Raw genomic sequence first — 13307 nt, forward strand, 5'->3', positions numbered from 1 at the left:
GTGCCAGGCCTCGATTTCATTCTGCCACTCGACCGCCTTGTCGGCGTCGCGGGTCGCGGTCACTTTGACATGGCCGTTGACGCGGTAATATTCGGGGTGGGCCGGCCGGCAGTGATAGCATTCGAGGAAGTTCTCGAGCACCAGCTTCCAGTTCGCCTTGGTGAGATAGTTCTTGCGCGCGACGATGCGTGCGCGGTCAAGGCCGTTTTCGCGCAAGCCGCCGGTCAGCCCGTCCGCGACAGGCTGGATGTCGGGCAGCGAATTGGCATCGAGGCCGCAGAACACGAGGCCGCCGAAATGCTTGCAGGGCACGCGGTGCAGTCCCAGCGCTTCCGGATCGACGCTTTCCGGTAGATCCTGCCGTGACTGCAACTCGCCGGTCAGCCTGAACGACCAGGCATGGTAGGGGCAGACCAGAAGCTTGCCGCGACCATCCTTGGCGCAGAGCCGCGAGCCGCGATGGGTGCAGACATTGTAGTAGGCCGCGATGTCCTCCTCGCCGTCGTCGAAGCGCACGACGATGATCTCCTCGTCGAAAAGCTGGCGCACGATGTAGCGGCCCTTTTCTGGGACCTCGCTGGCATGGGCGACAAGCATCCATTGACGCGGAAACCACAAGTCCCGTTCCAGCGCGAAGATGGCAGGGGCCGCGTAGAAGGCCTGTTCCAGCGACCAGTCCGGACGTTGCCGGTCGATCAGCCTGACGGTCTCGCTTCTGTCGATAGGCTGGCTGTTCGATGTGTAGGCCTGCACGGCAAACACCTTTCTGCTCGCTGGCGTTCGAATGACGTTTCGATAGAGTGTGCGATGCGGAAAGGCTTGCAGCAAATACAGAAATGATAGACCTTCATATCGAAAAGGCATGAAAGCAGGTTTGGATCGTGAAAACCCTCAAGACATCGCTTCCCCTGCTGAACGCCATGGTCGTCTTCGAGGCTGCCGCCAGGCATGGCGGGCTGACGCTGGCCGCACAGGAGCTCAACATCGCACAATCGGCGGTCAGCAGGCATGTCGCCAATCTCGAGCGCCAGCTGTCGGTCGAGCTGTTCACGCGCAGAGGCAACCGCGTCGCCGTCACCGGGGCCGGCAACACGCTGGCCGAAGCGATCCGCGAGGGTCTCGGCACCATCAGGCAAGCGGTCGAGGATTTGACCGCGCACGACAGCGATACATTCGTGGTCGGCTGCAGCCACGACTTCGCGCAGGCATGGCTGATGCCGCGCTTCGGCCTCATCACATCGCAGGTTGCCGATGGCCGCGTGCTGCTGCAGACATCCACCGACTACAGGGATTTCGACCAGCCTGAAGTGGCATTGTCGATCCGTTTCGGCGAAGCCGGGCAATGGCCCGAATTCGTGACCGAAAAACTGCTCGAGGGTGAGTGGTTCCCGGTTTGCGCGCCGGCGTTCCTGGCGCGTTATCCGGCGCTCGCCTCGGAAGAGCCTGAGGCTTTCCTGGCAGTGCCGCTGCTGCACCAGGTGACGCCGCCGGGCGCGATCGACAGTTGGCAATCGTGGGTCGGAACCGACCGGAAACTCGACGGACCTCGGTTCACCGGCTACATGTCGATGATACACGAAACCATCGCCGGGCGCGGCGCGGCGCTCGCCTGGGCGGGATTTGCCGACGAGCATCTGCGCCGCGGCCAGCTCGTCCGGCTGACCAAGACCTCGCGGCGCCACGCCGGCTCCTTCCACATCGTCATGAGGAAGAACGCCGGCCCGGTTGTCAGGGCGGTGGCGCAGGCGCTGCTCGGCAGCGTCGGCGACAGCTTGCAGGCAAGCGCCGGGGGCAGCTGACGATCAGGCCTCGCGACCAAACCGCGACGCCTCGTGACGCGCGCCCCAGACCGGCATGGCGGCTTCGATTTCAGCTTCCGACTTGAAAGCATCGGATGCGTAGCGGTCGACACGGAACCGCTCGGCGGAAACGAACGGGGTCTGCCCGAGAACCAGTTCGCAAGAGAGCCGGCCAAGACCCGGCCCATGGGTGACGCCGCTCTCATTGTCGCCACCGACGACCACGATATTGTCGCTGCCGGGGACCTTGCCGACGATAAGGCCGTTGTCGGGCGTGTAGCACGGCACGCCTTGCGCCCAGCTCGCGATCGTCGAACCGCGCAGCGGCGGGAACACCGTCTGCAACTCGGCAAGCTCCTGCTCGGAGGTTTCCTGCATCAGCCCGATATTGTGCGGCTGGCCGGGTTCGATTTCGCTGTCGTTCGTCTTGTAGAGAGGTTTGTAGTGCCGGCCGGTTCCCCACATTATGGCGCCGAATGTCTCGCGCAGCCACAGCCGCAATTCGCGGCACTGGACGGTGGGAATGGTCGATGGCAGCCCACGGTCGTCGGTGACGATGCGCGTTGCAACGACGCGCAGCAGCGGCAACTGCCAGCCAAGGCCTGACAGGACCTGGTTGTTCCAGGCGCCGGCGGCAACAATCACGCCATCAGCCTCAAGACCGCCCTGGTCGGTCTCGATCGTCACCCGGTCGCCGGCATCATGGACGGCAGTCACGCGTGCGTTGCTGCGGAAGACGCCGCCGAGCTCGCTGATCTGGCCGGTCAGCACCCCCATCGCCAGCTTGGTGTCGAGCTGGATGCCATGCGGATTGTAGGCCGCCGAATGGACCCGGGCCGGATCGATGAGACCCTGCATCTTCTGCCCGATCTGCACGGCATCCAGGTCCTGCATTTCCGGCGGCGCATAGGGAGAATCCAGCACCGGGCGGACGAAGCGTTCGCGCCCGTCCTCGGTCAGCGCCATGATCAAGGTGCCGTTCGGCCGATAACCAATCTCGGCGCCGACCTCGTGCAGCCTGCGATAGAAATCGAGGCCATATTGCTGCAGCTGAAAGCCCTCTTCACCGAGCGGGATCATGCCGGCGGACCAATGGGAGACGAAGCCAGCACCGGCGCTTGTGGTTGCGGCACCCGGCTGGCCGGCATCGATGACCGTCACCCGGCGCACGCCGGACCGCAGCAGATGGAAAGCCGCGCTGCAGCCGATGATGCCGCCGCCAATCACCGCGATATGCCTGCTATCGCTGCCGCCATGGCTTCCGTTTGAACTCATCTTTGTTCTCTCTCTTGCCGATGTTCCGGTCGGAGCGACATACAGCGACGGCGACCATACAGGCTCGTCCCGGACTGTCTAGACACATGTGTCTGTGGCCTGATACTTGATGCGCACTGCATCTGGATCACACGTCCGGAACGCCGCTTGATCCGGCTTTCCGTTGTGTTGTGTCGCCGAGAGAGCGAGGAAAAAGTGAGCGTTTCGACAGCCGCCCAGGCCATTTTCGACAGTGAAATCATATGGGACGCGCATTCCGGCTTCATGCCGGACCCGGCGGCGGACCTGAACAATCTGCAGATCTGGCGCGACGCCGGCATCGACTATCTGTCGATCGATGTCGGCTTCGACCTGTTGCCCTGGGAGCAGACCGTGCGGACGCTCGCAAATTTCCGCCACTGGATCCTTGCCAATCCCGAGCACTACACGCTGGTCTCCTCCGTCGCGGAAATCCGCAAGGCCAAGCTTGAAGGCAAACTGGCGATCACCTTCGACATCGAGGGCATGAACGCGCTCGACGGCCGCGTCGAGATGGTCGAGTTCTATCACCATCTGGGCGTCCGCCAGATCCTGTTTGCGTACAACAGGAACAATCTGGCCGGCGGCGGTTGCCACGATGTCGAGACCAGCCTGACGGCGTTCGGCCGCGAGGTCATCGACGAGATGAACCGTCTCGGCATGTTCGTCGACGTCACCCATACCGGCTATCGCACCTCGATGGAGGTGATGGAATACTCCAACCGGCCGGTCATCTTCTCGCACTCCAACGCCAAGGCCTTGTGCGGCCATGGCCGCAATATCACCGACGAGCAGATCAAGGCCTGCGCGCGCACCGGCGGCATCGTCGCGATCGTCGGGCTCAATCGTTTCCTGGGAGAGGGACGCACGGACTCGGACAGGCTGGCTGACCACATCGAATATCTCGTCGACCTGGCTGGCCCAAATCATGTCGGCATCGGACTGGACTACGCCTTTCCGGTTGATGTCAAAGGCATCGACCGCATCATTTCCGACAATCCGCAATTCTGGCCCAAGAGCGAATATCCGGAGGGGGCGACGACCTACGCGGCTCCAGGTCAGATGCGCGAACTGACCGAGGTTCTTCTGCGCCGCGGCCAGTCCGAGCAGACCGTGCGCGATGTCCTGGGCGGCAATTTCATGCGCCTGGCGGCTGAAATCTGGAAGTGAGCGGCGGCCGAGAGGCCTATCTCTGCTACAGCTCTTGATCCAGCCCCACCGAATGGCGGGCCAGGCCATATCGTCTGCGCGATCACATTCCGCCCGCGACTTGCCCAAGTCGACGCGCCGGCGGCGGTCGGAACAGATGTCGAGATTTTCCGCAAGATCGTCCGTATCCAAGATTCGGACGTGCCGGCAAAATTTTCGCTAGACATAGATGTCTATTATTAGCAGTTTTAGCGGACCGACACATTCGGCCCGGCTTGGAGAATGGCCTGCGGCCTGAAAACAAGACAACGAAAACAGCTGAGGGGTAGAGCATGTCCATTCTAGCCGACACCAGGGTTTCGCGCCGCAGCCTGCTCGCCGGAGCCGGCGCTTTCGGCCTCGCCTCAATGGTCAATCCAAAAGTTTCCTGGTCGAGCGACGGGCCGATCCTCAAGGTGCGCTCCTACGCCGACATCCAGACGCTCGACCCTTGCTTCCGGCTGGCGGCGCCTGAAGGCGACATCACCAGCGTCATCTTCGCCGGCCTCGTCGTCACCACGCCGGGCGACAGCTGGGGCTGGCGGCCGATGGCGGCGGAAACGATCAAGCAGCTCGATCCGCTGACCGTCGCCTTCCAGCTGCGCGACAATATCGGCTTCACCGATGGCTACGGCCAGATGACGGCCGAAGACGTGAAGTTTTCGATCGAACGCATCGCCGACCCAGCCAACAAGAGCCCCTATTCCGGCGACTGGGCAACGCTCAAGGAAGTCGAGGTCAAGGACAAGCTGTCGGGGCTGATCCACCTGAAACAAGCCTTCGCGCCGCTGTGGACGTCGACCTTGCCGACGCCGTCCGGCACCATCCTGTCAAAGCGCGCCATCACCGAGCTCGGTGGCAAGATGGGCGTCAAGCCGGTGGCTCAGTCAGGCCCCTACATCCTGAAGGAATGGCTGCCCAAGCAGCGCACGGTGCTGGTCCGCAATCCCGACTGGAAGTACGAGCAAGGCGCCTTCGCGGAAATCCACATTCATCCGATCGAGGACGAGAAGACCGCCGAACTCGGCTATGAGGCCGGCGACCTCGACTACACCTGGACCGCGGTCTCCTCGATCTCGCGCCTGAAGCAGACGCCGCCGCCGAAGACGACCGTGGTGGAGAAGCCTTCGCTGGCCTTTGTCTGGCTCGGCATGAACCAGGATGTCGCTCCCTTCAACAATCCCAACATGCGCCGCGCGGTTCAGTACGCCGTGGACCGCAAGGCGGTGGTCGATGCTGCCTATTTCGGCGCCGCCGCAACCGCCACCGGCATCATCGCGCCCGGCCTGCCCGGCCATCGCGAGAAGAACCTTTTCGATTTCGACCCGGACCGCGCCCGCGACATGATCACCAAGGAAGGATTGGCCGGCACGACGATCACGCTCGACATCCTCAACAAGACCGAGCGGCTGACCGCGGCGCAGGTCGTGCAGTCGAACCTGCAGGATGTCGGCCTCAATGTGGAGATCAAGCAGAACGACAGCGGCACCTTCTGGACGCTTGGCGCCAAGGAAGGCGACTACTGGAAGAAGCTGCAGATGATCATCAGCCGCTTCTCCATGCAGCCGGATCCGAGCTGGGCGACTGCCTGGTTCACCCGCGACCAGATCGGCGTCTGGAACTGGGAGCGGTTTTCCAGCGAGGAATTCGACAAGCTCAATGCCGAAGGCATGGTCGAGCTCGACCCGGCGAAACGTGATGTCATCTACAAGAAGCTGCAGGACCTGATGGAGGAGAACGGCAACTACGTTTTCCTGACGCATGAGGTCACCGGCATCATGAATCGAGACACGCTTGTGGCCGGCCTGAAGCCGAACGGCGAACCCGTGTTCACCGACTTCAAACCGGCATGATGTCGGCGGGCGGGGCTCGCCCCCACCAAAGACCGTCCGACAGGTACCGAAAATGATCCGCTACGCCCTCAAGCGTCTGTGGCTTGGCGCCATCATCATCAGCGTCGCTATGATGATGATGTTCGCCATGGTCTACCTCATTCCCGGCGACCCGGCCTCCGTCGCGCTGGGGCCACGCGCGACGCCGGAGATGATGGAGGCGCTGCGCGTACGCATGGGCCTCGACCAGCCGGTGTGGCGGCAGTTCCTGCACTTCTACGGATCGGTCCTGCGCGGTGACCTGGGCATCGAGGTTCTGTCGAACCGGCCGGTGCTGGACGTGGTGATGGAGCAGCTTCCGTTCACGCTGGCGCTGGTGGTCGGCGGCATTACCTGGTCGGTGGCGCTTGGCATCCCGCTTGGCTGTATCGCCGCGGTGCGCCGAGGCGGCTTTGTCGATCAGGTGATCGGGGTTCTTTCGGTGGCGATGATCGCGGTGCCGTCCTTCGTCGTCGCCATCTATTCGCTGCTGGTGTTCGCGGTCGCACTGCAATGGCTGCCGGCGATCGGCGCCGGCGAACCGGGCGACCTCGCCAGCCGGCTCCAGCACCTCATCCTGCCGTCGCTGGCGGTCGGGCTTGGCTGGATCGGCTACATCTCGCGCATGGTGCGCGCCTCGATGCTGGAGACGCTGGAGGCCAGCCATATCCGCACGGCGCGCGCCTTCGGCCTGACAGAGCACCGGATCGTCTACACCTACGCGCTGCGCATTGCCGTGCTGCCCACGATCACCCTGCTCGGCGTCGGCATCGGCCACATGCTGTCGTCTTCCGTTTTCGCCGAAATCGTCTTCGCCCGCCCCGGCATCGGCAAGCTGGTCTATGAGGCGATCTCGGTGCGCAACTACCCCATCGTCTCCGGAGCCGTGCTGGTCACCACGGTCTTCTTCGTCCTCGTCAACGTAGCGGCCGACATTCTGGTCGGTGTATTGGATCCCCGTGTCAGATCAAGTTTCAACTGAGCTGTCTTCCGGCGGCAGCCGGTTGTCCGGATTGTGGCGCACCGTGCGCGGCATCATGCGCGAGCCGCTCGGCGCCGTCGGCCTGACGCTGGTGACGCTGGTGGTGCTGTCGGCGGTGTTTGCCAGCGCGCTGACCAGCTATGCGCCGAGCAAGATATCGCCGGCCGAACGCTTCGCTTCGCCGAGCCTGCTGCATCTGCTCGGCACCGACCACCTCGGCCGTGATCTTCTGACCCGGGTGCTCTATGGCGGGCGCGTCGCGCTCTTGATCGCGCTCGGCGCGACAGCGGTGTCGCTGGTCGTCGGCGTGGTGCTCGGGCTGATCGCCGGCTATGGGCCGCGCTGGCTCGACAATGTGCTGCTGCTGATCTTCGACGCCGTGAAGAGCTTTCCCACCGTCATGCTGGCGCTGACGCTGGTCACCCTGTTCGGCCCCTCGCTCTATGCGGTGGTGCTGGTGGTGATGCTGGTCAATGTGCCGGGCTATGCCCGCATCATCAGGACGCAGACGCTGGTGCTGAAGTCGGCCGAACATGTCATGGCGGCGCGCTCGATGGGCGCCAGTGCCGCCCGTATCCTGCGCGTCCATATCCTGCCCAACATCATCGGCCCGATCCTGATCCTGATATCGATGGACATTCCCGTGGTGGTGGCGATCGAGGCCGGCATGAGCTTCCTCGGGCTCGGCGTGCGGCCGCCAACGCCGAGCTGGGGCGCGATCCTCAATGACGGCTTTGCCAACATCCGCGATTCCTACTGGATCGTGATTGCCGGCGGCCTGCCCATCGTGCTGACCACACTCGGCTTCACCTTCTTCGGCGAGACGCTGCGCGACCTCTTCGATCCCCGGCTGAAGGGGCGGTCATGACGGTTCTCGCGATCAAGGATCTGAGCGTCGCCTTCCACACCGAGAGTGGGCGACTGGAGGCGCTGAAGCAGGTGAGTTTTTCCGTGCCGGCCAACCGCAGCGTTGGCGTGGTCGGCGAATCCGGCTGCGGGAAGTCGACGCTCATCAACGCCATTCTCGGCCTGCTCGCCGACAATGGCGAGATATTATCGGGCGAGATCATCTTCGAGGGTGACAAGGACCTCGCCCGGCTTGACCCCATGGCGATGCGCGGCTTGCGCGGGCAAAGGATCGCCACCGTTTTCCAGGACCCGATGGGCGCGCTCAACCCGGTGCTGTCGGTGGGGCGGCAGATGCGCGACATCCAGTATCGCTCGGGTCTGTCGAAGCGGGACAAGGATGCGCGCTCGGTCGCCATGCTGCGCAAGGTTCGCATTCCCGATCCGGAAAGCCGGCTGACACAGTTTCCGCACGAATTCTCCGGCGGCATGAAGCAGCGCATCGCCATTGCCATGGCGCTGATGATGGAGCCGGCGCTGCTGATCGCCGACGAGCCGACCACGGCGCTCGATGCGACGCTGGAGGTGGCCACCATCGAACTGCTCAAGGATCTGCAGCGCGACATCGGCTGCTCGGTGCTGTTCATCTCGCATCATCTGGGCGTGATCGCCGAACTCTGCGACGAGATGATCGTGATGTATGCCGGCGAGGTGGTGGAAAGCGGCACGACCCGCGAGATCTTCCACGACGCCCGCCATCCCTACACGCAGAAGCTGCTGGCCTGCGATCCCGCCCGGCTGTCGCAGCGTGTGTCCCGGCTGCCGACGATTGCCGGGACCTTGCCGGACCTGCGCCGCCGACCAAGCGGCTGCGTCTTCCAGCCGCGCTGCGATCGCGCCGACGCCCAATGCCTGACGACGCCTCCCAGCGCCCCTGTCGGCGGATCTCATATCGCCCATTGCTGGCACTCGGACGTTCCACTGGGGGCCATGGGCGCATGAACGAAGACCTGCTCCGTGTCAGCGACCTGCGCGTCTCGTTCCGGGTTGGCGGCCTGTCCGCCAGGCTCGCGGGGCGGGCCACCGAAATCGAAGCGGTCTCCGGCGTCAGCTTCACGCTTCAACGAGGCAGCACCTTCGCGCTGGTCGGCGAATCCGGCTCGGGCAAGACGACGCTGGCGCGCACCCTCAACGGTCTTCAGCCGGTGAAAGCAGGCACGATCGTGTTCGAAGGACAGGAACTGCAAGGCCTGTCCAACGCCGCGATGAAACCGGTGCGGCGGCGCATGCCGATGATGTTCCAGGATCCGGTCGGATCGCTGTCGCCGCGGCTCAGCGTGCGCTCGCTGCTGTCGGAGCCTTTCGTCATCCACGGTTTGTCGGATCGCGATCTCAACGCTGAAGTCACACGGCTTCTTGCGCTGGTCGGGCTGCCGCGCGATTTCGCCGACCGCTACCCGCACCAGCTATCTGGCGGCCAGGCGCGCCGCGTCGGCGTAGCGCGGGCGATTGCGCTGGACCCGGTGCTGGTCGTCGCCGACGAGCCGACCGCCGGCCTCGACGTCTCCGTGCAGGGAGAGGCGCTGAACCTGCTCAACGACCTGCGCGACCGCATGGGCCTGTCGATGCTGATCATCACCCACAATCTGCATGTCGTGCGCCAGATCGCCGACCGCATGGCGGTGATGTATCTCGGGCGCTTCGTCGAGCAGGGCGAAACCGAAGCGATCTTCCGCGCCCCGCATCATCCCTATACGGCGGCCCTTCTCTCCGCCAATCCCGAGCCTGATCCCGACAGGGTGCATCAGCGCATCACGCTGCCGGCTGACGTTCCGTCCTTGCTGGCGCGCCCCTCAGGCTGCGAGTTTCACACACGCTGCCCGCAGGCCGAGGGCCGTTGCGCGCTGGATGTCCCCGTCCCGGCCTCGGTCGGCGACAGCCGTCTGACCTGCCATTTCCCGCTGAACACATAAGGATCGCCACCGGCGCAAGTGTCGGCCGAGGCGTTGAGAGGAGCCGCCATGCAAGATATCCGCGTCGTCACCGATTTCCCGCGCAAAATCCGCGAGATCGAGAATTTGTGGATTCCGATGCCGGATGGCGTCAAGCTGGCGGCGCGTGTCTGGCTGCCGGAAGACGCGGAGAGCGATCCCGTGCCGGCGATCCTCGAATATTTGCCCTATCGCAAGCGTGACGGAACGGTGGAGCGCGATGCGCTGACGCATCCCTATTTCGCCGGTCACGGCTATGCCGGCGTGCGGGTCGACATGCGCGGCTCGGGCGACAGCGAAGGGCTGTGCAAGGGTGAGTATCTGAAGCAGGAGCAGGATGACTGCCTGGTGGTCATCGAATGGCTGGCGAGGCAATCCTGGTGCTCGGGAAGCGTCGGCATGATCGGCATCAGCTGGGGCGGCTTCAACGGGCTGCAGGTCGCGGCCCGCCGGCCGCCGGCGCTGAAAGCCGTCGTTTCGCTGTGTTCGACCGACGACCGCTATAACGACGACGTGCATTATCTCGGCGGCGCGATGATGTGCGACAATCTGATGTGGGGAACCACCGCCTGGGCCATCGCCATGACCCCGCCCGACCCGCTCATTGTCGGTGACCGCTGGCGCGGTCTTTGGAAACAACGGCTGAATGGCAATGGCATCTGGATGCAGGACTGGTTCGAACACCAGCGCCGCGACGATTTCTACAAGCACGGTTCGATCTGCGAGGATTATTCCGATGTCGAAATCCCGGTCTACGCCGTCGGCGGCTGGGCCGACGGTTACCCCAATCCGATCTTCCGGATGCTGGAAAAGCTAAGCGGTCCCCGCAAAGGGTTGATTGGACCCTGGGGCCATAAATATCCGCACTTCGCCATGCCAGGACCGCGCATCGGCTTCCTGCAGGAGTGCCTGCGCTGGTGGGACCAATATCTCAAGGGCATAAACACCGGCATTGCCGACGAGCCGATGCTGCGCGCCTGGATTCAGGATCCCGCACGGCCGGCAGCGATCTATGACGAGCGACCCGGCCGCTGGGTCGCGGAGCCGGCATGGCCGGGGCCGGGGATCGGCGAAAAGGTGCTGAACCTTGCGCCGCATGTGCTGAGCGAGGCCAGGGGCGAAGACACGATCCTGGAGATTTCATCGCCGCAGACGGCCGGCCTGTCTTCCGGCGCCTGGTGCGGTTATGGCGTCATGCCGACCTTGCCGGTCGACCAACGCACGGAAGAAGGCAATGCCCTGATCTTCGAGACGGCGCCGTTGACCGAAGCGGTCGAGATCCTCGGTTTTCCCGAATTCGAGGTCAAGCTCTCCTCCGACAAGCCGGTTGCGCTTCTGTCCGCCACGCTGTCGCAAGTGTTCCCTGAAGGTGCTGCCTCGCGCGTCAGCTACGGCATCCTCAATCTGAGCCATCGCAACGATGATCTGGACATCGCACCCATGGTGCCGGGCCGGGCGGAGACCGTCCGCATCAAGCTGCGCTGCTGCGGGCAGCGTTTCGAGGTTGGCGAGCGTATCCGGCTGGCACTGGCGACATCGCATTGGCCGATCGTCTTTCCGACCGCCGAGCAGGCGACGCTGTCGATCCATTGCGGCGATAGCCGGCTGATCCTGCCGGTGCGCGCGCCGCAGAAGCTGGACGACACGCTGGGGGCCTTCCTGGCTCCGGAAAGCGCCGCGCCGATGGAGCAGGAGGTTCTGACCAAAGGGGACGGCTTTCAGCGCTCGGTTTCGACAGACCAGGTCACTGGCGAGACCGTCTACCAAGTCGTCAATGATGGCGGCACGGTGCGGCATCCGCATACGGGAATCGTCCTTTCAGCGAAGCATGTCGACCGGTTCTCCATTCACCCCGACGACCCGACCTCGGCGGTCGGCACCTGCACCTGGGAAAAATCCTATGGCCGCGGCGACTGGCAGGCGCGCCTTTCAGTGACGGCGACGGTGCGCGCGCTGCGCGACGTCTGGCGGATCGAGACCCACATCACTGCCCATGACGGAGACGAGCGGATCGTCGACCGCAGCGAGGTCAAGGAGTATCGGCGCGATCTCAACTGAGCGGCGGCGATTGGACTGGGCAATCAGGCCATCGATTTCGGCAAGGCGAAGGCCAGCGCATCGACGGCCAGCCGCACCTTCAGCGGCAGATGCGGTGTCTGCAGCCAAAGCGCGTGGCAGTCGTAGAGATATCGCGGCTGGTCCGGCAACAGCGCCATCAGCGCGCCGGCCTGAATGCGGTCGCGTACCAGCCACCAGGGCAGCCAGGCCAGCCCCATGCCGTCGGCGGCCGCGTCAGCGATGGCATCGAGATCGTCGAGCCGCAGCCGTCCGGTTGGCGTGATCTCGAGCGTGGGTTGCCCCTCGCGCACAAACAACCACGGCTGAATGACCTGGCCGAGCCGGCGGTAGACAGTCGCCTGATGGTCGGCGAGATCCTCGATCCGCTGCGGCTCGCCATGAATTCTGAGATAAGAGGGTGCCGCGCAGACGACCATGCCCTGACGCGCGACGCGACGCGCAATCACCCCCACCTTGTCGTCAAGAGCGCCGGTGCGGATTGCGAGATCGTAGCCGTCCTCGGCAAGATCCGCCAAGCGGTCGGTGAGCGACAGGTCGAGTTCCAGCATCGGATATTGATGGGCCAGCTTCAGCAACACGGGGGTCACGCAATGGCGCCCGAAATGCGCCGGCATGGTGACCCGCAGTTTTCCACGTGGCTCCGAAAACTGTTCGGCGGCGAGCGCATCGGCGGCTTCGGCCTCGGCCAGCACCACCCGACAGCGTTCATAGTAAGCGCGGCCGAAGTCGGTCAGGCTCTGCCGTCGCGTGGTCCGGTTGAGCAGCCGCACGCCCAGCCGCTCCTCAAGAAACCGGACATGCTTGCCGACCATCGGTCCGGAGAGATCAAGCGCGACCGCCGCGGCCGCGAACGAGCCGAGATCGACCGCCTTGACGAACACGGCCATGCTCTCAAGCCGATCCATATTCAGAACTCCTGGTTTCTACTGTTCTTCTCTTACAGCCATTTATCCCTGGCAAGACCGGCTGCATAGCTCATTCGGTTCAGCTGATTTGGAGTATCCGAATGACACGCGTAGTTCGCTTTCACCAGCATGGTGGCCCCGAGGTTCTGCGCATCGAGGATGTCGCGCTTTCCCCACCGGGTTCGGGCGAAGTTCAAATCCGGGTCAAGGCACTCGGCCTCAATCGCGCCGAAGCGCTGCTGCGCGCGGGTTCCTATATCGAGACGCCGACGCTCCCCTCGGGGCTTGGCCTTGAGGCAGCGGGCGTCATCGAGGCTATTGGCGACGGCGTGAGGGCTTTCGCGCCGGGCGAC

At 64.1% G+C, this 13307-nt stretch carries 12 protein-coding genes; 9 read left to right on the forward strand and 3 right to left on the reverse strand.

Translation table 11 applies throughout. The annotated features are described in order from the left end of the window. Positions 1 to 753 (reverse strand): Rieske (2Fe-2S) protein (locus EN991_RS06665; RefSeq protein ID WP_164768890.1); only part of this gene is annotated, 753 nt, incomplete at its 3' end. A 128-nt stretch (positions 754 to 881) separates the two neighbouring features. Between EN991_RS06665 and EN991_RS06670 the strand changes: the two genes are divergently transcribed. Next, on the forward strand, positions 882 to 1799 hold the full coding sequence (locus tag EN991_RS06670; protein ID WP_127368421.1) for a LysR family transcriptional regulator: 918 nt from the start codon (positions 882 to 884) through the stop codon (positions 1797 to 1799). 3 nt (positions 1800 to 1802) lie between these two features. Here the strand turns inward: EN991_RS06670 and EN991_RS06675 are convergent, their stop codons facing one another. Next, a complete protein-coding gene (locus EN991_RS06675; protein ID WP_127368422.1) occupies positions 1803 to 3074 on the reverse strand; it encodes an FAD-binding oxidoreductase in 1272 nt (423 codons plus the stop codon). Positions 3075 to 3269: 195 nt separating this feature from the next. On the opposite strand from EN991_RS06675, the gene EN991_RS06680 reads away from it, so the two are divergent. From EN991_RS06680 to EN991_RS06710, 7 genes are all read left to right on the forward strand, one after another. Then, positions 3270 to 4262 carry a membrane dipeptidase gene (locus EN991_RS06680; protein WP_082826414.1) on the forward strand — a complete coding sequence of 331 codons (993 nt, stop codon included), beginning with the start codon at positions 3270 to 3272 and terminating at the stop codon, positions 4260 to 4262. Between the two features lie 311 nt (positions 4263 to 4573). Then, positions 4574 to 6133, forward strand: a complete 1560-nt coding sequence (locus tag EN991_RS06685) for an ABC transporter substrate-binding protein (RefSeq protein WP_024502512.1) — start codon at positions 4574 to 4576, stop codon at positions 6131 to 6133. A 52-nt stretch (positions 6134 to 6185) separates the two neighbouring features. Then, the gene (locus tag EN991_RS06690; protein ID WP_127368423.1) at positions 6186 to 7133 is read left to right on the forward strand and encodes an ABC transporter permease; all 948 of its coding nucleotides are present in this window, start codon (positions 6186 to 6188) and stop codon (positions 7131 to 7133) included. A gap of 22 nt (positions 7134 to 7155) precedes the next feature. Further along, positions 7156 to 8001, forward strand: a complete 846-nt coding sequence (locus EN991_RS06695; protein WP_127368424.1) for an ABC transporter permease — start codon at positions 7156 to 7158, stop codon at positions 7999 to 8001. Next, complete coding sequence (locus EN991_RS06700; RefSeq protein WP_127368425.1) at positions 7998 to 8981, forward strand: ABC transporter ATP-binding protein; 984 nt, start codon at positions 7998 to 8000, stop codon at positions 8979 to 8981. The genes EN991_RS06695 and EN991_RS06700 overlap by 4 nt, the downstream gene beginning before the upstream one ends. Then, complete coding sequence (locus EN991_RS06705; protein WP_127368426.1) at positions 8978 to 9952, forward strand: ABC transporter ATP-binding protein; 975 nt, start codon at positions 8978 to 8980, stop codon at positions 9950 to 9952. The genes EN991_RS06700 and EN991_RS06705 overlap by 4 nt, the downstream gene beginning before the upstream one ends. 48 nt (positions 9953 to 10000) lie before the next feature. Next, complete coding sequence (locus tag EN991_RS06710; protein WP_127368427.1) at positions 10001 to 12028, forward strand: CocE/NonD family hydrolase; 2028 nt, start codon at positions 10001 to 10003, stop codon at positions 12026 to 12028. Positions 12029 to 12051: 23 nt separating this feature from the next. On the opposite strand, the gene EN991_RS06715 is transcribed toward EN991_RS06710, so the two are convergent. Then, a complete protein-coding gene (locus EN991_RS06715; RefSeq protein ID WP_127368428.1) occupies positions 12052 to 12954 on the reverse strand; it encodes a LysR family transcriptional regulator in 903 nt (300 codons plus the stop codon). A 101-nt stretch (positions 12955 to 13055) separates the two neighbouring features. Between EN991_RS06715 and EN991_RS06720 the strand changes: the two genes are divergently transcribed. Then, the coding region (locus EN991_RS06720) for an alcohol dehydrogenase catalytic domain-containing protein (RefSeq protein ID WP_164768892.1) at positions 13056 to 13307 on the forward strand (252 nt) is incomplete at its 3' end.

Origin of the sequence: Mesorhizobium sp. M7A.F.Ca.US.005.03.2.1 (assembly GCF_003997795.1) — a bacterium.
Classification (GTDB): Bacteria; Pseudomonadota; Alphaproteobacteria; order Rhizobiales; family Rhizobiaceae; genus Mesorhizobium; species Mesorhizobium ciceri.

Excerpts from the sequence above, each read along its gene's own strand:
- EN991_RS06700 (WP_127368425.1), top strand. The coding sequence starts at position 7,998 with ATGACGGTTCTCGCGATCAAGGATCTGAGCGTCGCCTTCCACACCGAG.
- EN991_RS06710 (WP_127368427.1), top strand. The coding sequence starts at position 10,001 with ATGCAAGATATCCGCGTCGTCACCGATTTCCCGCGCAAAATCCGCGAG.
- EN991_RS06705 (WP_127368426.1), top strand. The coding sequence starts at position 8,978 with ATGAACGAAGACCTGCTCCGTGTCAGCGACCTGCGCGTCTCGTTCCGG.
- EN991_RS06715 (WP_127368428.1), bottom strand. The coding sequence starts at position 12,954 with ATGGATCGGCTTGAGAGCATGGCCGTGTTCGTCAAGGCGGTCGATCTC.
- EN991_RS06685 (WP_024502512.1), top strand. The coding sequence starts at position 4,574 with ATGTCCATTCTAGCCGACACCAGGGTTTCGCGCCGCAGCCTGCTCGCC.
- EN991_RS06675 (WP_127368422.1), bottom strand. The coding sequence starts at position 3,074 with ATGAGTTCAAACGGAAGCCATGGCGGCAGCGATAGCAGGCATATCGCG.
- EN991_RS06690 (WP_127368423.1), top strand. The coding sequence starts at position 6,186 with ATGATCCGCTACGCCCTCAAGCGTCTGTGGCTTGGCGCCATCATCATC.